This is a genomic window from Salinispira sp., from assembly GCF_059431795.1.
Genome location: NZ_JBXWXS010000031.1, coordinates 215,946 through 237,734 on the forward strand (window position 1 = coordinate 215,946; position 21,789 = coordinate 237,734).

The 21,789-nt window shown below is 48.1% G+C and carries 22 protein-coding genes and 1 tRNA gene; 14 read left to right on the forward strand and 9 right to left on the reverse strand.

Translation table 11 applies throughout. From position 1 onward, the window contains the following. Window positions 1–22 precede the first annotated feature (22 nt). The 3 genes from rpsP to AC52PS_RS10870 all read right to left on the reverse strand — a co-directional run bounded on the left by rpsP (window position 23) and on the right by AC52PS_RS10870 (window position 2,776). Complete coding sequence (gene rpsP / locus AC52PS_RS10860) at window positions 23–274, reverse strand: 30S ribosomal protein S16 (protein ID WP_495563085.1); 252 nt, start codon at window positions 272–274, stop codon at window positions 23–25. A gap of 111 nt (window positions 275–385) precedes the next feature. Continuing rightward, complete coding sequence (gene ffh / locus AC52PS_RS10865) at window positions 386–1,717, reverse strand: signal recognition particle protein (RefSeq protein ID WP_495563140.1); 1,332 nt, start codon at window positions 1,715–1,717, stop codon at window positions 386–388. Window positions 1,718–1,852: 135 nt separating this feature from the next. Then, on the reverse strand, window positions 1,853–2,776 hold the full coding sequence (locus tag AC52PS_RS10870; protein ID WP_495563086.1) for a tetratricopeptide repeat protein: 924 nt from the start codon (window positions 2,774–2,776) through the stop codon (window positions 1,853–1,855). Between the two features lie 32 nt (window positions 2,777–2,808). On the opposite strand from AC52PS_RS10870, the gene AC52PS_RS10875 reads away from it, so the two are divergent. Continuing rightward, complete coding sequence (locus AC52PS_RS10875) at window positions 2,809–2,994, forward strand: hypothetical protein (protein WP_495563087.1); 186 nt, start codon at window positions 2,809–2,811, stop codon at window positions 2,992–2,994. 407 nt (window positions 2,995–3,401) lie between these two features. Here the strand turns inward: AC52PS_RS10875 and AC52PS_RS10880 are convergent, their stop codons facing one another. Together AC52PS_RS10880 and AC52PS_RS10885 are read right to left on the reverse strand one after the other, a co-directional pair. Beyond that, the gene (locus AC52PS_RS10880; RefSeq protein ID WP_495563088.1) at window positions 3,402–3,788 is read right to left on the reverse strand and encodes a hypothetical protein; all 387 of its coding nucleotides are present in this window, start codon (window positions 3,786–3,788) and stop codon (window positions 3,402–3,404) included. A 69-nt stretch (window positions 3,789–3,857) separates the two neighbouring features. Continuing rightward, window positions 3,858–6,665, reverse strand: a complete 2,808-nt coding sequence (locus tag AC52PS_RS10885; RefSeq protein ID WP_495563089.1) for a chromosome segregation SMC family protein — start codon at window positions 6,663–6,665, stop codon at window positions 3,858–3,860. 236 nt (window positions 6,666–6,901) lie between these two features. Between AC52PS_RS10885 and AC52PS_RS10890 the strand changes: the two genes are divergently transcribed. Continuing rightward, on the forward strand, window positions 6,902–7,294 hold the full coding sequence (locus tag AC52PS_RS10890; protein ID WP_495563090.1) for a class II SORL domain-containing protein: 393 nt from the start codon (window positions 6,902–6,904) through the stop codon (window positions 7,292–7,294). A gap of 11 nt (window positions 7,295–7,305) precedes the next feature. Continuing rightward, a complete protein-coding gene (gene rnhB, locus AC52PS_RS10895) occupies window positions 7,306–7,923 on the forward strand; it encodes a ribonuclease HII (protein WP_495563091.1) in 618 nt (205 codons plus the stop codon). A gap of 15 nt (window positions 7,924–7,938) precedes the next feature. Here rnhB and AC52PS_RS10900 read toward each other — a convergent pair whose 3' ends face one another. Beyond that, window positions 7,939–8,343 carry a DUF3276 family protein gene (locus AC52PS_RS10900; protein WP_495563092.1) on the reverse strand — a complete coding sequence of 135 codons (405 nt, stop codon included), beginning with the start codon at window positions 8,341–8,343 and terminating at the stop codon, window positions 7,939–7,941. A 114-nt stretch (window positions 8,344–8,457) separates the two neighbouring features. Between AC52PS_RS10900 and AC52PS_RS10905 the strand changes: the two genes are divergently transcribed. From AC52PS_RS10905 to AC52PS_RS10940, 8 genes are all read left to right on the forward strand, one after another. Beyond that, a tRNA-Gly gene (locus tag AC52PS_RS10905) sits at window positions 8,458–8,529 on the forward strand. A gap of 121 nt (window positions 8,530–8,650) precedes the next feature. Next, window positions 8,651–9,721, forward strand: coding sequence for an NADH:flavin oxidoreductase/NADH oxidase (locus AC52PS_RS10910; protein WP_495563093.1), 1,071 nt, complete (start codon window positions 8,651–8,653; stop codon window positions 9,719–9,721). 72 nt (window positions 9,722–9,793) lie between these two features. Next, window positions 9,794–11,230, forward strand: coding sequence for a hypothetical protein (locus tag AC52PS_RS10915; RefSeq protein ID WP_495563094.1), 1,437 nt, complete (start codon window positions 9,794–9,796; stop codon window positions 11,228–11,230). Beyond that, window positions 11,231–12,475, forward strand: a complete 1,245-nt coding sequence (locus AC52PS_RS10920) for a DNA recombination protein RmuC (protein WP_495563095.1) — start codon at window positions 11,231–11,233, stop codon at window positions 12,473–12,475. It abuts the gene before it with no gap. A gap of 53 nt (window positions 12,476–12,528) precedes the next feature. Beyond that, complete coding sequence (locus AC52PS_RS10925) at window positions 12,529–13,059, forward strand: cyclic nucleotide-binding domain-containing protein (RefSeq protein WP_495563096.1); 531 nt, start codon at window positions 12,529–12,531, stop codon at window positions 13,057–13,059. Between the two features lie 123 nt (window positions 13,060–13,182). After that, on the forward strand, window positions 13,183–15,414 hold the full coding sequence (locus AC52PS_RS10930; RefSeq protein ID WP_495563097.1) for a bifunctional diguanylate cyclase/phosphodiesterase: 2,232 nt from the start codon (window positions 13,183–13,185) through the stop codon (window positions 15,412–15,414). 10 nt (window positions 15,415–15,424) lie between these two features. Continuing rightward, window positions 15,425–15,916: an FKBP-type peptidyl-prolyl cis-trans isomerase gene (locus AC52PS_RS10935; protein WP_495563098.1), complete on the forward strand. Its 492-nt coding sequence runs from the start codon at window positions 15,425–15,427 to the stop codon at window positions 15,914–15,916. A gap of 33 nt (window positions 15,917–15,949) precedes the next feature. After that, on the forward strand, window positions 15,950–17,077 hold the full coding sequence (locus tag AC52PS_RS10940; protein WP_495563099.1) for a GGDEF domain-containing protein: 1,128 nt from the start codon (window positions 15,950–15,952) through the stop codon (window positions 17,075–17,077). Window positions 17,078–17,098: 21 nt separating this feature from the next. Here the strand turns inward: AC52PS_RS10940 and AC52PS_RS10945 are convergent, their stop codons facing one another. Then, on the reverse strand, window positions 17,099–17,611 hold the full coding sequence (locus AC52PS_RS10945) for an asparaginase domain-containing protein (protein ID WP_495563100.1): 513 nt from the start codon (window positions 17,609–17,611) through the stop codon (window positions 17,099–17,101). Continuing rightward, window positions 17,598–18,449 (reverse strand): DMT family transporter, encoded by an 852-nt coding sequence (locus tag AC52PS_RS10950; protein WP_495563101.1) that lies wholly within the window; start codon window positions 18,447–18,449, stop codon window positions 17,598–17,600. The genes AC52PS_RS10945 and AC52PS_RS10950 overlap by 14 nt, the downstream gene beginning before the upstream one ends. A gap of 295 nt (window positions 18,450–18,744) precedes the next feature. Here AC52PS_RS10950 and AC52PS_RS10955 point away from each other — a divergent pair, with 295 nt between their 5' ends. From AC52PS_RS10955 to AC52PS_RS10965, 3 genes are read left to right on the forward strand one after another with little or no spacing between them, the layout of a single operon-like run. Beyond that, window positions 18,745–20,184, forward strand: coding sequence for an ATP-binding protein (locus tag AC52PS_RS10955; protein WP_495563102.1), 1,440 nt, complete (start codon window positions 18,745–18,747; stop codon window positions 20,182–20,184). Beyond that, on the forward strand, window positions 20,181–20,648 hold the full coding sequence (locus AC52PS_RS10960; RefSeq protein WP_495563103.1) for a chemotaxis protein CheX: 468 nt from the start codon (window positions 20,181–20,183) through the stop codon (window positions 20,646–20,648). Before AC52PS_RS10955 ends, AC52PS_RS10960 begins: the two co-directional genes overlap by 4 nt. 13 nt (window positions 20,649–20,661) lie before the next feature. Continuing rightward, the gene (locus tag AC52PS_RS10965) at window positions 20,662–21,021 is read left to right on the forward strand and encodes a response regulator (RefSeq protein WP_495563104.1); all 360 of its coding nucleotides are present in this window, start codon (window positions 20,662–20,664) and stop codon (window positions 21,019–21,021) included. A gap of 57 nt (window positions 21,022–21,078) precedes the next feature. Here the strand turns inward: AC52PS_RS10965 and AC52PS_RS10970 are convergent, their stop codons facing one another. Further along, complete coding sequence (locus AC52PS_RS10970) at window positions 21,079–21,762, reverse strand: TetR/AcrR family transcriptional regulator (RefSeq protein WP_495563105.1); 684 nt, start codon at window positions 21,760–21,762, stop codon at window positions 21,079–21,081. Between the last annotated feature and the right edge of the window lie 27 nt (window positions 21,763–21,789).

Genomic DNA, 21,789 nt, shown 5'->3' on the forward strand with positions numbered 1-21,789 from the left:
CTTCAGGAAATTACGCGAGAGACTACTTCAGATGAAAGTTTTTCTTGTTCAACAACTTCCTGACAGTGGGGGAAGGACGCGCACCCTTATCCAGCCACTGACGGATTTTTTCTTCGTTGATTTCCAACTGCTTTTCTTCCATCTCGATGGGATGATAAAAACCCAGCTCTTCAATCGCCCGGCCATCCCGGGCTGTACGTGAGTCCATTACCACAATACGGTAATACGGACGTCTTTTGGAACCAAATCGCTTCAATCGAATTTTCACACTCACGGATATCCTCCTGATCTATCCTGTACCATTTCAACAGGTTAATTTCTATTTTTTACACAGCGTATAAAGCACGGGACTCCCCATGGATGCTGCCGCGAGAGGGAGGGTCCTCTACACACCCAATTGCTTCATCATTTGCTGCTGATATTTCTTGTTTTTTGCGGCCTTCTTCATCATCTGCCGCATCTTATCAAAGTCTTTTATTACTTTATTCACCTGATGCACCGAAGTGCCGCTTCCCCTGGCGATCCGTTTTCGGCGAGCGGGACCGATCATAAAATGATTCTGCCGTTCTTTGGGAGTCATGGATAGGATTATTGCCTCCTGATGGGCAATCATTTTTTCCTGCTGCTCATCCATCTCCATCTGCCCCTGCATGCCCGGCATCATATCCATGATCTTATCAAGTCCACCCATTTTCCGCATACGGGAAAATTGGTCAAGATAATCTTCCAGGGTGAAATTTTTGGAAGCCATCTTCTTTTGAAGATCCACGGCCTCCTGCTCATCTATGGTTTCCTGGGCTTTCTCTACCAGAGATACCACATCGCCCATTCCTAAAATCCGGCTTGCGATCCTCTCGGGAACAAAGATTTCCAGATCGTCGGCTTTTTCACCCACCCCGATAAATTTCACCGGCTTGCCGGTAATGGATTTCAGGGACAATGCCGCACCGCCACGGGTATCCGAATCGAATTTACTCAGAATGACACCGCTGAGTTCAACGGTTTCATCAAAACTTTTGGCAATATCAACCGCATGTTGTCCGGTCATTGCATCGGCCACCAAGAGTGTTTCATCGGGTTTTACCCCTTGAAATACCGATTTAATCTCTTTCATGAGATCGGCATCAACATGCATCCGGCCCGAGGTATCGATAATCACCGTATCGTACAGCTCTTTTTTTCCCCGCTTGAGACCATTTTTAGCTACTTTCACCGGATCCTTGGCACCCTTTTCAGAATGCACGTCCACTTCAATTTGGGATCCCAGGGTAACCAATTGGTCAACCGCAGCTGGACGCACCAGGTCTGCTGCAACGAGCAGAGGCCTGCGCCCCTGTTTTTTGAGTCGGGCTGCCAGCTTGGAAGCGGTAGTGGTTTTACCGCTTCCCTGAAGCCCCAGTAACAGAATTACCGATGTGGTGTCGGGACCTTTCAGCTTGAGTTCAGCAGCTTCATCGCCCAGCAGGTGTACGAGCCTCTCATGGACAATTTTCACAAATTGCTGCCCAGGGCTCACCGATCGGAGCACATGTTCGCCGGCAGCCTCTTTCAGGGTTGCATTTACAAAGCGGCGGACAACACGGAGATTTACGTCGGCTTCCAGCAGAGCGAGTTTTATCTGCTCCACCGCATCCTGAACGTTTTTCTCACTGATCTTGGTCTTTCCGCCCATCTGCCGAAACAGATCTGAAAATGTTGTTGACAATCTGTCAAACAATTTGCTCACCCCTGAACACCGCACATACCCAATCGTTCCCGAAGAAACGATTGAGAATACGCAGAAAAATTTAGTGTTACTTATACTTGTTGTAAAGCTCAATGTCAAGGAGCTGTAGAGACTGGAAACCGTCTATCAGAAAACCCGGATAAAACTCCGCTCAATGTATCTGATCCTCTCCCGGGCTTCATTTTCAAAGGGCGAGAAGGGAAATAGACTGATAATTTCACGGTACGAAGCCAGGGAGCGATGTATATTCCGTACCGTACCGGGACTCTCCAGCAACTGCGCCTGCCGGAATAGTACCCTGTCTATATAATCATACGCGGGAAATTGTCCGGATATCAGCTCGTAGATCTCAAGGGCTTTCTGCTCATTATTCTTCCGGATACTTTCCATGGCAAGCTGTTCGAGCTCGCCGGGGGACATATCATTCATATCAGCACCTAAGGTTCCCGGGATGTTATCGGAGCCAGAGGCTGACGCCCCTGGCGTTTTACCCGCATCACTCCGGGACAATTGCCCCAATTCATTCGGCATCAACGGATCCGCGGCAGCACTATCTACACGGGAAGCGGGCACAAGCCCATCATCGGCAGCATCAGAATTTTGACGATCGGAGACTGCTGCTTCAGAATCTTCAGGAGGAAGAAAACTGATTGCCATAGTCTTTCTATCTACCTTTCCACGGGTTAAATTCTGCCGTTGGAAACGAAGGGTTTGAGAGCCCTCGGCGCCAATGGTGAAGACAAAAACTTCCCGATCCTGCTCCCGTTTTTTAGATACAAAATCTGCATCACCGCTGCTTTCAGTGAACACCCACCCCCTTCCCTCCAGGGGTACGCGGGCAAGATTGCCATCTTCCAAATACACTTCAATATTCACCACCATTTCAGCAGGTCCCTGTTCAACAGCAGATTCCCGTTCAACAGCCTGGGATTCATTGAGCGAGGAAGATATTCTTGAAGATTGAAGTCCCGTCTCGGAACTAGTCTGATTACCCTCAGGATCCTTTGCTGATCGTACAGCAGCGGGGATTTGTTCCGGTGAAGTTGCCATTTCTGTTGTGTTTGTATCTGGCACTTGTGACGATGGATCCTGGGAAACAGATTCTTCGGAATCAGGAGTTCGAGCGGGCACAGGTTCGGAATCAGGAGTTCGAGCGGGCACAGGTTCGGAAACAGGTTCAGGTTCGGAAACAGGTTCAGATTCGGACAGCTGTCCAGGTTCGGACACAGGCTCTGCTTCAGGTATTGTTTCAACTGTTTGTTCTGTGACGGTTTTATTACCCTCAGGAAATTGTTCCTTTAATGTGGGCGCAGGGAGCTCAGGTGTAAGATCTGAAAAAGATGGTGTAATGACGGATACAGGACGAATAGAGCCTTCAACTGATCCTGTTTCATGAACTTCAGAGGCGATGTTAGGTAACTGCATCAGGGTATTCAATACCGCCGGATCCCCAACACGGTTACGGGTGTTCATCCTCGGGAATCCTGACTCCGGCATCTGTTGTGACTCCGCGGCTTCCGGTTCGGAAATATCCGCAGAGAACTGATCCATATTCACTTGCTGAGTGGTTGAGCATCCGGTAAAAAGTATTGTGAGACAAATGCCGGTACAAACGGCTGAGTTGCGTATAGTCATTGTCCCTCCCTTTTATATTTTCGGAGGGAGGAATGAAAAACTAAGGAGTTTCTTCCAGCAGATTGTCTATCAGTTTCCGGTTTTGCTTTCTGAGATTTTCACTGCCGATTTCCCGGGGATCATAGTAAAAACGGCTGAATTCTTCCATACCCCACTGAAGCTTCCGTTCCCGCAGCGGACTGTAGCTGCCGTACCAGATTTCTTCCACCACCGGAGGAAACATGAAGCCCTGGGGCGTAAGGCGAAACTCTTCAATGGTGCCCATTATTGGGCGATCTCTTTCCGGATCCGTGACTCTTTCATCTGCCTGTTCACCAGAAGGGCCGGATGCCAGTACTGCGATTATTGTAATAATCATAGCCAGAAGTGAAGCTGCACCTATAATAATGATAAGTTTTTTCCAGTCTTCCAGTCCGCGAACATCCATCTTTTCACCTATTATACGCTACGGCCCAACACATCAGCCCCCACCGGCAGCCGGAATAGGGTGCGAAAATCAGCGGTCAAGGTAGCTTCGTACCTTCTCATCTGTTTCTCCTGTTCCAAGCCGGATTGATACCGCCTTGGAAACCCCTGACTCTTCCATGGTAATTCCCAGAAGGGTACTTGCCCCTGCTACGGTCTTCTTATTATGGGTTATTACTATGAACTGGGAGGTATTGGCGAACTCCATCAACATATTAATGAAGCGTCCAACATTACTTTCATCAAGAGCCGCATCAATCTCATCCAAGAGACAGAATGGCGAAGGCTTCACCATATAGGTGGCGAACAGCATGGCGACGGCTGTGAGGCTGCGCTCCCCGCCGGAAAGGAGGGTAATGTTTTCCAGTTTTTTTCCAGGGGGCTGGGCGAAAATTTCAATTCCCGATTCCAGAACATTGTCGGGATCGGTGAGCTTGAGCTCCCCCCGGCCTCCGCCGAACAGTCGGCGGAACATGGAGTGGAAATTTTTCTTGATCTGTTCATAGGTTTCCAGAAAGAGCCGGGCCGATTCGTCACGGATCTGGGTGGTAACCTCCTGAAGATCATTCTTTGCAGTTTGAAGGTCCTCCAGCTGACCGTTGAGGAAATCAAAGCGCTCTTTCACCTCTGCAAACTCTTCAATAGCCATCAGGTTCACAGAACCCAGGGATTTTAAGCGATCCTTCACCGAAGCGATTTCTTCCCTGATATTCTTGGTATTAAACTGAATCTCATAAATGCTGTCTTCAAACTCACTCAGATCCCGGGAATACCGTTCACGGAAATTGGTATAGAGATTCTTCATTTCGGTGGTGATTTCCGTAAGTGCAATCTGAAGGGTCTCATGCCGTGCCTGAACCTTCCCCAGCTGGTCCATATGCTTTTGCAGCTCTTTTTCTTTTTTAGAAAGATCTTTATTGCGGCTCGAAATCCCTTTCTCAAGATTTTGTAAATCTTTTTGGAGGCTGCTTTCCTGCTTTAAAAGCTCTTCCTTTTCTTTATTCAGCTCGGTAATTCTTCCCTCAAGTCCCTTGAGACGGCCTTCATCCTCGGCAATCTTCTGGCGATTTTCCAGAATCCGGGCATCCAATTCGTTTATCTGCTGATCAATTCCGTCGCTCTCACTTTGAACAGCGTCCTTTTGCCCCTTCATCCGCTCCTTGTTCACCAACAATTCCTGGAGCGTACCCCGATATTCCCGGATTTTTTCCTGGAGCGACCGGTTCTCATCTGTAAGCTGGGTCATGAGGTTTCGGTTTTTTTCTATATTGTTCCTCAGTTCCAAAAGCTGTGAATCTATTTCACGCTTTCTGGTAATGATACCTTCAGGGGCCAGAAAATCTTCAATAAAACTGGGGGCGGCATTACTGTAGCGCTGAAAGCTTTCGGCAATACTTCCGTGAATTTCAGAAAGTTCCTCCAGTCCCCGGGTGACAATGCCTGCCACCGCTTCGCCCTGATCTGCCGGAGAGGCTACATCATGATAATTCTGACGCTGCCTTGAAATCAGTTTTTCAAGCTGATGAACCGATTCAAGAAGTGCTTCCCGAGCCTCTTTCTGCTCTTCGATATTCTCAGAAGCTTTTTTCAGCTGTTCATCCAGTTCATGTACAATGTCATCGGTGAGGTGCTGAAGATCCTGCTGGAGATTGGACATCTGTACGTCGAAGTCAAGATTCTCCAACTCAAGACGTTTTTCCTCTTTTTCGTTGGCACTCACCCGCTGTTCCGAAGTCTTAATGCTTTGGGTGAATTCCTCAATGTTTTCCCCGACTTCGGTGAGACGCTTGGTGTAATCATGAATCTGTTTCTGCTTTTCTTCACGATCTTTCTCCAAGCGGCCTTTCTTTTCTTTGATGGCATGTTCCTGGGCTTTATCCTGCTGAATTTTATCTTCCAGTTCCCTTACCCGTTCATGAATCATACTGAGCTGACTTGAAAGATTGGACTTTTCGATAGTTAATCCATAGAGACGCTTATTTGAATCGTTGAGCTCATTCTCCATGGAATTCACCTGGTCAAGGTTTTCTTCCAGGTGCTCGTTAATGGAATCGATGGTGGTTTTAATGCCGTGCCGCTCTTTGCCGACCTCTTCCAGATTCCGGGTCTTTTGATCTTTTTTTTCGAAGTAATCCCGCAATTTCAGCAGGTTCAGATCCCGTTCCAATTCAAAACGTTTTTCCCTGAGCGTATGATACTGCTCCGTTTTCACTGCCTGCTTTTCCAGGCTGTCATAGGAACGCTTCACCTCCGAAAGGATGCTCTCAACCTGGCGGATATTCTCATCGGTGCGGCGGAGTTTACGCTCAGCTTCCTGCCCCTTCACCTTATATTTGGTAATGCTTGCAGCTTCCTCGAAGATGTAGCGGCGTTCTTCCGGTTTGGTGGAGAGGATCTGGTCAATTTTTCCCTGCTCCATAATGGAATACGCAGACTTTCCAATTCCCGTATCCAGAAAAAGTTCTCTCAATTCTTTCAACTTCACCGGTGTGTTATTCAGATAATATTCACTCTCTCCGCTTCTGAAGAGTCTGCGTTTTACGCTGATTTCCGGGGCATCCAGCTGTACAAGGTCCTCATCGTTTTCCAGCGTAAGGGTGACTTCGGCAACATTCAGGGCCTTCCGGTCTTCCGTGCCGTTGAAAATAATATCTTCCATTTTTTCGGCCCGGAGACTTCGGGTGGCCTGTTCGCCAAGAACCCACTTTATGGCATCGACCACATTGCTCTTACCGCAGCCGTTGGGCCCCAGCAGAGCTGATATACCGTTGGTAAACTCAATTTCGGTCTTATCTGCAAAAGATTTGAAACCGAACATCTCTATTCGTTTTAGAAACACGTGTTAGCTCGCTTGTGAAGTGATATCTATACGCTGATTCCCCAAAATACTGGAAGCATCCACGTATATGTGACAGGTGCCGATATGTGACTCGGAGCATGAAAATATCACCCCCGCCCATCCATAGTCAAGTTTCCTTTCCATCGTCGGCGTTTCCTGATACCATAGTAGCATACCAGCCCCTCTTATTCGAGGGGAAATACCATAAAGCGGCGTACCACCGTGAAGGAGACTATATGGCAATAGCAGACGGAATCCAGACGGCCGATTGGAAGGCGGAGAAACATGCCCCGGTAATCGAATGCCCGGATACAGTGAAAAGCGGGGAGAAATTCAGCATCGCCGCCAGCGTGGGCAAAGAGATCCCCCATCCGAATACCACCGAACATTTTATATCTTGGATTCAGGTGTATTTCCGGCCCGAAGGGGAAAAGTTCACCATTCAGTTGGCAGACAGTCAGTTCACCGCACACGGCGCTTCCGCGAAAGGTGCCAATGAAGGCTCAGCTTTCACCGAGCCCGCAGTCACAGTGGATGTTAAACTCAAGACATCCGGCACCATTCAGGCGTTAAGTTATTGCAATATTCACGGCCTGTGGGAGTCGGAAAAAAAGATCAGCGTTTCATGAACGGAAGAAGCATGAATACCTCATTAATATGCGGTATTGATGAAGTTGGACGGGGCCCCCTCGCGGGCCCCGTTGTTGCATCTGCAGTAATTCTTAGCCCGGATCACGGTATTTCCGGACTCGCAGACTCCAAGAAACTCAGCGAGGCACGACGCACCGAGCTGGATCTGGAAATCCGGCGAAAGGCAGAATGTTACGGTACAGGCTGGGTGTGGCAGGATGAAATTGACAGGCTGAATATACATCATGCAACCCTCCTGGCAATGAACCGGGCCCTCGCTGAAATGCTGACCGGTTTGCTGGGCAGCAGCGGGGATCCTGTGAGAGATCAGCGATTCAGCATTAGGGTTGACGGTAAATTCCTGCCGGATTTCACCTCCCTGGAAGGGTACGCGCCTTCACTGCACGGGGATTGCCAGTCGGTCATAAAGGGAGACAGCAGCATTGAGCAGATAAGCGCTGCTTCAATTATCGCAAAGGTAGCCCGGGACAGCTGGATGATTAGTTATCATAAAGAGGAACCCGCCTATGGATTTTCCGGGCATAAAGGGTATCCAACAAAGGCTCACAAAGAAGCAATACGAAGATACGGACCGTCTAAAATTCAGCGTAAGAGCTTTAAATACTAAATCAGCCCGCTCTTTTTAGCTTTTGCCGTCGCGCTTCTTTTTTAATTTTAAAACTTTCTTTCTCTGGAGGTTGGTTGCTTTGGTGTCCGGGCTGCCGGGGCTCTTTTGTCTGCTGCCGGAGGGCTTGCCAGATTGATTTGAAGGGGTCTTGGTTTTATATTTTTTGGGAGCAGCGGCTTCAGCGAGGCTCTCCCGTTTTCTGGCGATGGCCACGGCTTTTTCCAGCTCTTCCATAAATCCTTTAATATCTTCTTCATACACCATTATCTGGTGCCGGTCGAAACTTTCCCCTTCATCCTTTTTATTGCTTTCAACAATATTAAGAAACAGGTCGCCTCTGCGGTTTTCTTTTACATTAAAAAAATAGGTTCTCCGCTCAGAATCTGAACGGGTGGTGTATATCTCGCCTCGTGATGCCATGATCGAATCATAGGATATTTTCCTGGATAACACAATCAGTAAGGAGGAAGAAATTTATTCACTAAATGTGTTGACAGTTCGGTGCCATCTATTATACATATACAGCCGTGCCAAGCGACCGTCGTATAACGGCTATTACCTCAGCCTTCCAAGCTGATGATGTCGGTTCGATTCCGATCGGTCGCTCTTGCAAGCCCTGCAGATTCTCTATCTGCAGGGCTTTTTTTATTTTCCCGGACACACATTCATCCACTATGATTTTTGGAATTTGTCCGTCTACTGGATTAAACTGAATACGGAGGTCACCATGAATCCCCTTTTGTTTTCCCCATTGAAACTGGGAGAGATCACCCTGAAGAATAGAATTATTATGGCTCCCATGTGCCAGTATTCGTCCATTCAGGGAATGGTGAGCTCCTGGCATTACAGTCATTATGTCAGCAGGGCCATCGGAGGAGCTGCAGCAGTAATACTCGAAGCAACTGCAGTTGAACCCCGGGGCCGCATTTCTCCCGAAGATTTGGGAATATGGTCAGATGATCAGGTTCACGGTCTGAGCGCACTGGCTCAACAGATTGAAGAAGCCGGCAGCATTCCTGGTATACAACTTGCCCATGCAGGCAGAAAAGCGGGAACCGCACGCCCCTTTGAAGGATATGGCCCTCTCTCCAATGAAACAGGGGGCTGGCCGATAATAGCACCGGATATCCGGGCTTACTCCCCCAATCATCGCAAACCCGCCGCAATGTCTGACGATGATATTCAGGAAGTTCAGACGGCTTTTATGCTTGCTGCCCGGCGGGCCGTCCGTGCAGGATACAAACTGATCGAAATACATGCAGCACACGGCTATCTTATCCACAACTTTCTCTCACCCCTGTCAAACTCCCGGACAGACGGCTACGGCGGAGACAGGGAGAAGCGGATGCGGTTTCTGCTGGAACTTGCACGGGAATTGAAATCCGAAATTAAGAACAAGGCAATCCTGTCGGTAAGAATTTCTGCAAGCGACTGGCTGGAGGGCGGTTGGTCTCTGGAAGACAGTGTCCACCTCTCCTCCCGCCTCAAAGAGGAAGGGGCGCATTTCATTCATGTTTCCAGCGGAGGTATTCTGCCCGGTTCGGCGCCACACACCATAACCCCCGGATACCAGGTTGAGATGGCTGCCGCAATCCGCAGGGAAGCGGAAATACCCTGCGCTGCGGTGGGACTTATAACCGAAGCCCCACAGGCAGAGAGAATATTGACCGAACAACAGGCGGATATTATCAGCCTGGGCCGTGCACTGCTCCGGCAGCCATACTGGCCCCAGCATGCTGCACAGATCCTGGGCACAGAAATCCCCTGCCCCGTACAATATGCCCGGGCCTGGAAGTAGCACTGGGATGAAAAATCGCGTACAATATGTTCACCCTCTCCGGGAAATGACTACATCTTGAGGAGAACCTATATGAAACGTTTCGTGTATATACTGACAGCCCTTCTGCTGGCTGCAGCGGGAACCGCGGGGGCTGATGAATTAGAATTCAGCCTTGACCATATCTATTTTTACAATGCGGATCGGGTTCCCTGGTATCCGAGTGTTCTGAAAGCTGCAGGGATCCACATCCCCTCAGGAGCGGAGCTGATATTCGACTACCGGGGGTTCAATCTGATTCAGGGTGAGAACACCCAGCTGTTACTCAAAGCCGGGTTGGGACTGGATGAACGCCAGTATTTTCTTCTTTCCGATGCAAGCATCGGCCTTATAGAGAGCCGTCTTCCGGGACACGGTGAAACACTGATATCCGGCGGCCTTATCGATCCGGACCTTTTGGGCGATGAGACATACACAAGTCTCAATGATTTTTCTTCTCAGGATGAAATCCAGGTTGAGCAGACATTCACCGGTGAATACGCCCAGCTTCGCAGCAACTGGGGAGTGGGGATTCAACAGCAGATGCCGGTTCGGGTGGATGGTGTAAGCCCCTTGAAACTGGGCCTGATCTACGACGGAAGATATGTCCGAAACTTCAGCGATGAGCAGATGCTTTCCGACGCAAACGATGTAATGGAAAAGAACCAGCTGATTTTTCTCTCCAATGAACCGGACAGACTTCAATATCTGATCAACCAAATAACACTGGAAGCCTCCTGGAATCTTCATGACAATCCAAATGAATCGGTTGATCACGGAATCAGGGAAGGATATTCAGCCGATATCTTTTTCTCCCTGGCCCCCGGGTTTCTCAATCCATCTATAGATCCGGGACACAGCTCCGAGGGGATCGATTTTTCACCGGTGGAGGGCATTACCGCCGGATATTACCATACCGGTCTGGATCTGATTATGGATGAACCTCTCTTTGATATAGCGCCTGAATTGGAAGATAACCGATTCTCGGCATATCTCGGCAGCCGTTTTTCCCTTCGTTGGTACGACAGGCTGGGAAAAAACGGACGGATACCCTTGGAGTTGAGAAGCGCCGACCCTCTGGAATTCAAAGGGGACGGATTCACCCGACGATTCCAGTCAGTGGCATCGGTCGGTTTCTACTCCCAGCTGCCGGAGTGGAAGTTTATCAAGACCTTTTGGAACAGCCGGATCCGTCATGAATTTCAGAATGAATTCTCCGAAAACCCCATGTTTTTGAATTTTATGGATGATAAAGCCAGCTGGGATGCCCAGACAGGGACATATGAAAACCAGGATGTAATCGCCGATATGCCCTATAAAATTTATCATGGAACCACGCTTCTGGAGACCGAGCTCTACCTTGAGTTTTTCAGCTTCGCCAAACTTGGGGCAAAATTCATTTGGGATTTTTCCGATACGGATACCCTTGGAGATGCCGGTGCGGTTATTGAGGCCACTCCCGAATTCACTCTGGAGATACTGTTTCCCTAAATGAATTTCGATATCAATATTGCATTCACCCTTACGGTATTCTTCACCGGTCTTTTAAGCGGCCTGCTCTTGGGAGCCATACTCTGGAAAAAAAGCTCCCAGGGAGAGAACAAAAAGGAACTGCGGGTCCTCAGAGATGAAAACGGCAGGCTGCGGGAGGAGAAAGCGGCCTTCATGAGCAAACTCCAGGCTGATACCGAACATTACGGCAGGGAATTGGAACAGCTCAGACAGAGCAGAGCAGAGCTGCTCAGAGAATTCAAAGAAGCCGCTGCCGGAGTACTCGAACAGCGGCAGAAACAGCTTCACGAAGAAAACACCCGCCAGCTGGGTGGAATTCTTAGGCCCCTTGAGCAGCAGTTGGGCCAGTTCCGCAGCCATTTACAGCAGATACGCAGTCAGGATGCCCAGGAACGGGGATTTCTCAGAAAAGAGCTGGAACAACTCATGGAGCTGAACCAGCAGATGAGCAGCGAAACCCGGGATCTCACAGAAGCTTTAAAAGGCAGCAACAAAACCCTGGGCAGCTGGGGCGAATTGGTTCTGAAACGGGTACTGGAAAGTTCAGGGTTGAAGGAAGGCCGGGAATTTTATCTACAGAAGGAATTCGTTGCCGCAGAGGGAAACCGCGTGCGGCCGGATGCAGTTGTACAGCTTCCCGGTGAACGCATGGTCATCATTGATGCCAAAGCGAGTCTGCTTTCCTACGAGCGAAGTTTGAATGCCCTTACCGAAGATGAACGGGAAGCTCACAGCCGCAAACATGTGGAAAGCATTCACCGCCACCTGAAATCCCTGGATGCCAAGGCGTATGAAAAAATTCCCGAAATTCACAGTCCGGACTTTATTCTGATGTTTGTTCCGGTTGAAGCGGCTTTGGCATCTGCTCTTCATAGCGATCCAGGCTTATTTCAGACAGCCTTACAGCGACGAATTGTTTTAGTCAGCCCGGGAAGTCTCTATCTTTCTCTCCGGATTATTGAGCAAATGTGGAAGGGAGACCGGCAGTATCGCAATGCACGAATTATAGCGGAAAAAGCGGGTGCACTTCACGATAAGTTCGAAGGGTTTCTCCGGGATCTGCAGAGCGTAGGAGCCAAGATTCAGGATGCGGGGAAAAGCTGGGAAGCCTCCATGAACAAGCTCTCAACGGGCAAAGGCAACCTCGTCAAACGGGCTGCTGAACTGAAGGAGCTGGGAGCTGAAAGCCGAAAAACACTTCCCGAATTTGATGATCATGAATGAATCCTCCACGAAATCCGATGATTTTTCATCTTTTCTCTATTATACTCATGGATATGAAAAAGATAGATCTGGAACATGAACGAATCCGTGAAGCTCTCAATGAATCCTCGTTGGGAACTCATCTCCAGGCTGATGAAATCGACTCCATCCTGGACTTTGCATCCACATATGAATTCAGTCCCGGAGAATCTGTAATAGAAGAACATGAGATAGACCAAAATTTATATCTGGTAATAGATGGAAATGTCTCAGTGGAAGTGGGAAGCGGTGAAAAACATGTCTATATAACAACCCTGGGTCCGGGGGAAATATTCGGTGAAGCCGGGCTTTTCAGCAACACTGAGCGAACCGCAAGCATTATTGCCCAGGACAGGGTGAGGCTTGTGCAGATTACCCGGCAGGGTTTTTTGAAAAGTATCAATAAAAAACCCAAGGCCGCAGTTAAATTTATGTTCATGATTATTTTCGGAATGCTTTCCAAACTGCGGGGAGTAAACGAAGAATTAGCCTATGAAAGAAAGGACGATGTGAACCAGGAGGATATCGATTCAATATTATCTGAAATAACCCCTGACAATACCTGATGCTATATTCATACCGACACAGCGATCCTAAGTACAAGGATATCATAGTAATTCACAGGTTTTTCTATTAGACTGATAGTATAATTGGCAAGACTGTCAAAGAAGCTTCAAGGAGGATAATTCTTGTCAGCAAAGACTGCATCCATGGACGATTTACTGGTATTCAATTCTGAAAATGAACATGAGCACACCTGGGGGCAGGGACTGCCGTGGAAAATACTGGTGGTGGACGACGACGATCAGGTTCATAAAGTCACATCACTGGCTCTTTCAGATATCAGAATACTGGATCGTCCGCTTCAATTTGTCCACGCCTACTCCGCAGCAGAAGCCAGAGAGATTCTGGAGAAAGAGGCGGATATTGCGGTTATTCTCCTTGATGTGGTTATGGAACATGACAATTCCGGTCTTGAGCTTGCAAAGATCATACGCACAGAATTGAAACTGGACGCCCCAAGAATCATACTCCGTACCGGTCAACCCGGATACGCTCCAGAGCTTGAGGTAATACAAAATTACGATATTAATGATTACCGCATGAAATCTGAACTCACCAGAACCCGCCTCATTACTGCATTAACAACCGCAGTACGAAGCTACCAACAGGTTCATAAAATTCAACGGGGTGAGATCGGTATGCGAACCATCATCGAAGCTACAAACCACATCTTCAATACCCGTGATCATGAATACTACTCCGCAGACATCATCAAATACACGGCGAAACTTTTAAATATTGAGTCTGTTCATGGTCTGGTGGTGATAGAGATGCGGTCTATAGGCAACGGCGGTAATTACCGGCACATGTATGTTTCAGGAGCTGAAGGCAAATACAGCGATAACCTGAATCAGTCAATTAACGACATTCCCCAGGTTTCCATTAAAGAAGAGGTTGAACGCTGTATAGACCAACAGGCTTCCCTATTTTCAGACAAATCTGTGGCGGTTTTTTTCGACAATGAGGGCAAGCGGGGCTGTCTCTATCTGGATACATCAGGCCCGATTGACCAGGTGGCAAAAAGTCTTATTGAAGTTTTTGCTGTAAGCATTGGTGTGGGGTTCAGCAATATCAATCTCATAACCCAGCTGAATCAATATGCATATTTTGATCAGCTGAGCCGGCTTCCCAACAGGACGAGATTTCTCCTTGAAGTGAATAAGCTCGGTTCCAAACATGCGAACTATATGCTGGGTGTGCTGGATATTGATAATTTTTCTGCTGTAAATAATGCCCTGGGGCATAAGAACGGAGACCTGCTTATTCAGGCTATTGCAGACCGCCTCGCCAACAGCCTTCCCGGGGACCTCCTGATCGCAAGGATTGGAGGAGATACCTTCGGACTTCTGGGGCCGGAGAATAAAATGGTTCCTGAAGATTTACTCAGACCTTTTGACAGACCCTTTGTAATCAAAAATACACCCTTCCCTATTGGCGCGACCCTTGGATTGGCACCGGTGGAATCTCTGCATGGCCAGAGTTTTGCAGTATTGAAAAATGCCGATATGGCCATGAAGATTGCAAAGCTCACCACAGGTGCTTCCTTCATGTACTATTCGGAAGATATGGCCCACGCAGCGGAACAACGGCTGGAAATTACAAAAGATCTGCACCCTGCATTGGCACGTGACGAATTTGTCGTGTACTATCAGCCTCAAGTGGATCTCAGCTCCAACAAGCTCACAGGCGTTGAGAGTCTGGTTCGCTGGGTTAAACCCGACGGTTCGATTATTTCTCCTGGTCAGTTCATCCCGGTGGCCGAATCAACCGGTGTAATTATCGATATTGGCAAACAGGTATTCAGAAAATCCTGCAGACAGGCGAAAACATGGCTGGAAAACGGTATTCTCGATTTCAAGATAGCCATTAATGTATCTGTACGGCAATTCAGCGACCCGGATTTCATCCCCAGTCTCAAGCAGATTCTACGGGAAGAAGAAATGGATGCTTCGCGGTTTGAGCTGGAAATAACCGAAAGCACCCTCATGAATGAGGTCGAATCCACCATTAAACTGCTTGAGGAGTTGAACGCCATTGGGTTTGCCCTCTCCATTGATGATTTCGGAACCGGATATTCCTCATTGAATTACCTGCTCAGGCTCCCGATTCAGCGGTTAAAAGTTGACCGGTCATTTGTAATGAACGTGGAACATGATGAAAAAGCCCGGACTATCAGCGGTTTGATTGTCAGCATGGCGAATAATCTGGGAATCCTGACAATTGCGGAGGGCATTGAAACCGAAGGTCAGCTGGAGTTTATCAGAAACCTTGGATGTAAGGATGCGCAGGGCTTCTACTACAGCAAACCGCTGAGTTGTACCGACTTCGAACAATGGTATGAAAAATTCAAAAAATAAGGAGAGAGGCATGAAGGTTGATACCCACAAAGTAGTTACCATATCCTACAAAATGAGCGATGAAGATGGAACTGTACTGGACAGCTCCGAGCAAAACGGAGATTTGCCCTATATTCACGGTACCGAATTTCTTGCCCCGGGAATAGAATCCAGTCTGAACGGTAAATCGGTGGGCGATGCGGTGGATGAACATATACCTGCAGAAAAAGCGTTCGGCAATTACAGCGATGATTTGGTATTCACCATCAATAAAAAAGATATAAATATCGAGGATGATGAATTACAAAAGGGTCTGGAGTTCGAAGCGGAAGTGCGGGGCGAAATCCGATACTGTGTTATTGAAGATGTTCAGAATGATCAGGTTATCATCAACGCTAATCACCCCCTGGCTGGAGTCGATATCCATTTTGAAGCAGAGGTGCTTGATATACGGGATGCAACGGAAGAAGAGATGGATCATGGCCATGTTCATGATGAGACCGGACATCATCACGATCATTAATCGATGAATGCCATCTTCAATAAGCGATAACTAATGTACAGAGAATTCAGCAGCAATCCCAAGGTTATTGAAAACTATACACTCCTCCAGCAAATTGGTGTTTTCCGCGAAATAGACAGTCATAAAAAACGAATCAGCGAACTGGAACAGCTGTTGAAACAGGCAACAGTTATTTTTTCGAAAACCAATCTGGAAAGTCTTCTCGATTATGTGATCGACTCTATTTCTGACAATTTCATTCCCGGTAAACTGATTTTCATCCTTCAGGATCGAAACGCCCGGCCCCAATTTTACGGGTATCAAAATCTCAGGCCTCATAAGTTCAAGATTGAACTTTCATCTTTAGAACCCTTTGAGGATTTCTTTGTGAAGTATCCTCGAACCATTCATTTTGAACTGTTTGAATTTCAGTTTCAATGTCCTGAGATAACCGACAAATTACGAAATTTTCAACCGGAAATTATTGTCCCCATCGTGGGTTTGAACGGTTTGTATGGAATCATCCTCATCAGTTCAAAGATTCTGGAAAATCATTACACGGAAGAAGAAATTCATTACATCGACCGATTAATGAACTTCACCTCAATCTCCATTCAGAATAACATTCATTATCTCAGCGCTGTTACCGATTCAAAAACCCATTTGTACAATCATATCTTCTTCATGAAACGCCTGAATGAGGAGATTGAAATAGCAGAAGACTACTCTCTGGGCTTGGGACTGATAGTCCTGGATATCGATCATTTTAAAAGATTCAACGACAATTACGGACATCTTGCAGGTGATATGGTAATACAGCGGATAGCATCCGCTCTCAACCACACGCTGAGACGCACAGACGTGGCCGCTCGTTTCGGAGGAGAGGAGTTCACCGTGCTCCTGCCCAACACCAATCGTCGGCAGACATGGAGGATTGCAGAGCGGCTGAGGATTGCAATTTCAAGTGAAACGGTGAACTACGACGGACATGAATTGTCTGTTACCGCAAGTCTCGGATGTTCATCGGTGCATGTTCTCAATGCGGTTGACGGGGAAGAACTGCTTCGACAGGCTGACGTTGCGCTGTATGAAAGCAAGTCCAGAGGACGAAACCGTACCACCGTATTCCGACCCGGACTCCTGGTTTCAGCCACTATAATCCGGGACGTACAGGAAGTTTGAAGCCGATACCGGCTCCAGGCTTCAGCCGTCCTCTTCTGTGAAAATTCCTTTAGAGCGGTCTTTTATAACCTCTCCTGCCTGAAAAACCCTTCCATTCATACAAATATATATCCCTTCGTTGAGCAGCTGGGCTGCGCTAAGGGCTGCGCCCAGATTGAACAGCGCATCAGAGCCGTTAACCGAATAGGGTACCATTGCCCCGGTGAACACCACGGTGCGGCTTACCCCTTCTTCCCGGAAACGCTTCTGAAGATATTCTGCGGTGACGGTCATTGTATCCGTCCCGTGGGTAATCACGATCCGATCCTGGGGACTTGCCAGACAGGATTTCGCAATTTCCTCCCTGTGCTCATCTGTCATGTCCAGGCTGTCGGTGAGTTCATTTATTTCCAATGATGTATTTACTGTGCAGCGTACGGTTTTTAGAATTCCCGGCAGATGGGAGTCTTTGAAACTCAACTCACCCTTAAGCGGATCGTATTCCTTATCGAAGGTTCCCCCGGTGATGATAATTCTGATTTCAAGTGGCTTCACGATTTCCCCTCCTGATATAGAGAATTAGCAGACTGAGAGCAACCAGGGCGGCTCCGGCATAAAATTCAACGCTCCCGGTCTCATGATATATGAAGAATCCCAGAATACCAGCAAAAACAACATTGGAATATCCATACACAGAAATTGTTGCTGCATGCCCTCCCCGGTATGCAAGGGTGAGAAGCGCCTGCCCTAACCCGGCGAACACTCCGATTCCCAGAAGGGCCCAGAGTTCACCCACCACCAAAGGGGGGCGAAAAATCACCAGAAACGGCACGGCGGAAATACAGCTGATCCCTGCAAAATAGATCATAATGGCTCGTGGATCCTCGGCATCGCCGAGCATCCGGATGACCGTATAAGCCAGGGCGGCGAAGGCGGCGGAACCGAGGGCGGCAAGGCTGGGAAGAAGTTGATAGGTCCCCGCCGGGTTAATAATGAAAACTGCTCCGGTAAATGCCAGAACCATGGAAATAATCTGCTTTACATTTAAAGTCTGTGACAGAAGAAAGAAACTGAACAGCGCCACAAAGAACGGATTCAGCCGATTGAGCAGCGATGCATTTGCCAAAGGCAGGTAGGTCAACCCGATGAAGAACCCCAGTACACCCAGGGTACCGGAAATGCCCCGGATGAGCAGTTTGGGGCGGTTCTGGGGCTGCCCCAACAGCAGATGCCAGCGTGATGGACGCATGGAGGCGAGTATGAGCATGCTGACAACCAGGTTTCGGAAAAACACCTTCCATATAACATGGGTGGTTTGGGCTTCACGGACAAACACGCCCATGACGGCAAAGCTCAGGCTTGCGGCGAGCATGAGAAAAATCTGCTTTTGCATATTTCCGGACTATACCCCGGTACCAGCATGATGGCAACACAGTTTAGGTTTGACATTTTTAAAATAGCTCTATAATATATTATTTATTCGTGACGGTAAGCTATTCTCTACATACAAATGGCGATATGGCCTGATCTCCTTCCTGCTCGGCGGGTTTTTTCCCATTACCGCGGTATTACTTACCAGATACTCAGATGTATCGGTCACCGGTTTAATTATTATAATTTCCACCGCACCCCTTATATTGCTGGTTCCTGGTATTCTCACCGGGGCTTCCCGTGACAGACTCCAACGATTGAGAAAAGAGCTTGAAACCCGGGTGCAGCAGCGGACTAAATCTGTCCGCGTTATGTTGGATATCAGCGGGCAGGCCGTATTCACCTTTGATCCGGGGTTCAAGGTCCTTCCCGATTACAGCAGTGTCTGCAGGGATTTCTTTGGCATGGAAATTGGGGGGCTTGATGTACGCCAACTGCTTTTTGACAGTGAATCCCAGAGGGAGGATTTCACCCAGGGTATGAACTTACTCTTCAGTCACAGGGCTCAGCCTGATGTTGTTTTTGATCTTCTCGAAGAGGAGATGGTCATTCAGGAGAAACTCAGCCGGGTGGTCTACCGATTTATCGAACCGGACAGGGTTCTCGTCGGACTCACTGATATTAGCGAGAGCAAGGAATTGAATATTCAGCTCCAAAAAGAGGAGCGGAATAAGGAGATGATTTTCACAGCAGTCAGTCATCAAAGTTACTTCAGAGATCTTCTCAGAGATGCTGAGGATATCTTTTTTCAGCTGGATTCCATTATTGCCACAGAAAGCCAGGATCCTCCGAGAATCCGGACCCTCCAAAACAGCCTGCATACGTTCCGGGGAAATTTATCCTTTTTCCATTTTGATAATACCCATCAACTGGTGGACGAGCTTGAGACATATATCGGGGATATGCTGAGCCTGGAAGAACCGGTGGAATTTCACGGATCGGGTCTCGCTCTGAAAAGAGTCTACTTTCAGGAACTGAGAAATATTGTAAACACCCTTGGGGAGGATTGGCTTCAAGGGGTGGATTCGGTGCAGGTTCCCCGAAGGCAATTTCAGCAATTGATTAACTATATCAGGGAATACTATCCTAGTGACTCACGGCTGCTTTCATCGCTTCAGACATTCTATAAGGTGCCTATGAAAACCCTTTTTTCCCAATACCCCCACATGAGCCGGGATATTTCATCCAAACTCGGAAAAAGAATCGAACCCCTGGAGATCCACGGTGGAGATTTCATGGTACTCCCGGATACATACCGGGATTTCAGCTCAAGCTGCATCCATCTGATTCGGAATATGATCGATCATGGGATTGAATCGGTCCTGGAACGGGAAGAGTTGGGGAAATCTCCGGAGGGCCGCATAGAACTGAAAATTTCCCGGCAGAATTCTTCGATTATCCTTCAGTTTTCCGATGACGGACGGGGAATAGAGTATGCAAAAGTTGCAAAAAAAGCGCATAACCGGGGACTAATAAGCAGTGGCGAAACACCGAATAAATCGGAACTGATTAAGGTTCTTTTCCGCAGCGGATTCAGCACCTCATCCAATACCATGGATGTTTCCGGGAAGGGTGTAGGGCTTGCCGCGGTGAAGCAGGAAGTAAAAAAACTGAATGGAAATATCAAAGTAAAGTCCCAACAGAACAAGGGCACGACATTCACCATTGAACTGCCCATAAAGGATGGAACGATATGAAGGCACAAATTGCCAACCCCTTCATTACCTCCGCAGTAAAAGTATTCAGGAAGGAAATCGGGATCGAGCTTACACGAAAAAGTTTGACCAAAAAAACCAGCCCCATGCCCAGCCTTCACATTTCTATCATAATTGGTGTAACTGGACCGGTACGGGGACAGGTGGTGTACTCCATGGATCAGAGTTTTGCCGAATCGGTAAGTAAGGCCATGCTCCCGGACAAGCTTCCGGCGGAAGTGCGAAAGATGACCCACAGCGCAGTAAGCGAACTGGCCAATATGATAACAGGTATGGCGTCCATAGATCTTGCCGGGGAAGACAAGTTGATCAGCATAACGCCACCCACCGTATTCACCGGACCGGCACTGAGAATAGATTTTCTGAACCTGCCCACAGTCAGTCTCAATTTCCTTTCCCAGTTCGGGACAATGGAAGTGAACATTGCATTGGCCGAAGCAGGATGATTATGGAGATCCTATGAAAACGGCACTAATTGTAGACGATGCCGCTGTCATGCGAATGCGGCTCAGGGACATCCTGGAACCAAAGTATCAGGTTATTGGAGAGGCAGAGAACGGCGAACAGGCTGTGGAGTTATATAAAAACAGCACCCCGGATTTTGTTACGCTGGATATCACCATGCCGAGAGTGGACGGCATACAGGTTTTGGAACAGCTGCTTTCCTTCGATCAGAAGGCGCGGATAATTATTGTCAGCGCTGTGGGTCAGAAAAAAATGGTTTTTAACGCCTTAGGCATTGGGGCGAAAGACTTTATTGTGAAACCCTTCGACCCGAACCGGGTAATGATCGCCGTTGACCGTCTTTTCAGCATGTAGATATTACTATTCACATACGGGAGCTGATCACCCATCGCCAACGTTTCGGGGGTCGGATTACTGAATGGAAAAACCTTTCAGAATTCTTCTGACGCTGTGAATATAAAAGTCCAGGGCGTATAACTGCTCACGGTCCGCATCGTGCAGAGAAGCATCCCCCAGAAGCGGATCCTGAATCCTGCGGGCTGAAGCCATGGCAAATTCCGACCAAATTCCACCGAATGTTTCCAGACTAGATAGGGAAGACAATATGCGGCTGAATACGGAAACCCCCAACCCTTTTTCCAGAAACGGAAAGTATGCCTCCACAAGTTCGCCCCCCGCATCAAGAATCTGAATCTGGAAATCGCTGTACATCTCCCACGTTCCCAAACCCGGGGCAATTCGACTGTGGAGCAGAACCATTATTCTTGGAAGAATAGGCGTATCATTCAGGGATTCAAACAATTCCCGGAGAAAAACTTCCACATCCATAGTCACGCCGGAGTTCATCCGGCTTTCCAGCGCTTCGCCGAATCCGTGGAACCAGTTTCTGATTAATTGGGTGAAGAGGGTAAAAAATATTTCTTCTTTTGTTGAGAAATAGAGGAATACGGTACCCTTCGCCATTCCGCTTCGCCGGGCCAGCTCGGATATCTTAACACCGTCGTAGCTGCTTTCCAGAATCATTTCCCGGGCGGAGTTGAGAATGGATTCAATCTTACGCTGTTTAGCTTCTTCGCTCTGGGGTTTCCTTCCCATGTAAATAAGTGTAACGCAGATCCCCGC

Bases quoted from the DNA above. Each gene is read 5' to 3' on its own strand.
- AC52PS_RS10915 (WP_495563094.1), top strand. From the start codon at position 9,794: ATGAAACGTTTCGTGTATATACTGACAGCCCTTCTGCTGGCTGCAGCG.
- AC52PS_RS10950 (WP_495563101.1), bottom strand. From the start codon at position 18,449: ATGCAAAAGCAGATTTTTCTCATGCTCGCCGCAAGCCTGAGCTTTGCC.
- AC52PS_RS10960 (WP_495563103.1), top strand. From the start codon at position 20,181: ATGAAGGCACAAATTGCCAACCCCTTCATTACCTCCGCAGTAAAAGTA.
- AC52PS_RS10910 (WP_495563093.1), top strand. From the start codon at position 8,651: ATGAATCCCCTTTTGTTTTCCCCATTGAAACTGGGAGAGATCACCCTG.
- AC52PS_RS10875 (WP_495563087.1), top strand. From the start codon at position 2,809: ATGGATCCTGGGAAACAGATTCTTCGGAATCAGGAGTTCGAGCGGGCA.
- AC52PS_RS10920 (WP_495563095.1), top strand. From the start codon at position 11,231: ATGAATTTCGATATCAATATTGCATTCACCCTTACGGTATTCTTCACC.
- AC52PS_RS10900 (WP_495563092.1), bottom strand. From the start codon at position 8,343: ATGGCATCACGAGGCGAGATATACACCACCCGTTCAGATTCTGAGCGG.
- AC52PS_RS10970 (WP_495563105.1), bottom strand. From the start codon at position 21,762: ATGGGAAGGAAACCCCAGAGCGAAGAAGCTAAACAGCGTAAGATTGAA.
- rnhB (WP_495563091.1), top strand. From the start codon at position 7,306: ATGAATACCTCATTAATATGCGGTATTGATGAAGTTGGACGGGGCCCC.
- AC52PS_RS10890 (WP_495563090.1), top strand. From the start codon at position 6,902: ATGGCAATAGCAGACGGAATCCAGACGGCCGATTGGAAGGCGGAGAAA.
- AC52PS_RS10925 (WP_495563096.1), top strand. From the start codon at position 12,529: ATGAAAAAGATAGATCTGGAACATGAACGAATCCGTGAAGCTCTCAAT.
- AC52PS_RS10940 (WP_495563099.1), top strand. From the start codon at position 15,950: ATGTACAGAGAATTCAGCAGCAATCCCAAGGTTATTGAAAACTATACA.
- AC52PS_RS10965 (WP_495563104.1), top strand. From the start codon at position 20,662: ATGAAAACGGCACTAATTGTAGACGATGCCGCTGTCATGCGAATGCGG.
- AC52PS_RS10870 (WP_495563086.1), bottom strand. From the start codon at position 2,776: ATGGCAACTTCACCGGAACAAATCCCCGCTGCTGTACGATCAGCAAAG.
- AC52PS_RS10935 (WP_495563098.1), top strand. From the start codon at position 15,425: ATGAAGGTTGATACCCACAAAGTAGTTACCATATCCTACAAAATGAGC.
- AC52PS_RS10880 (WP_495563088.1), bottom strand. From the start codon at position 3,788: ATGGATGTTCGCGGACTGGAAGACTGGAAAAAACTTATCATTATTATA.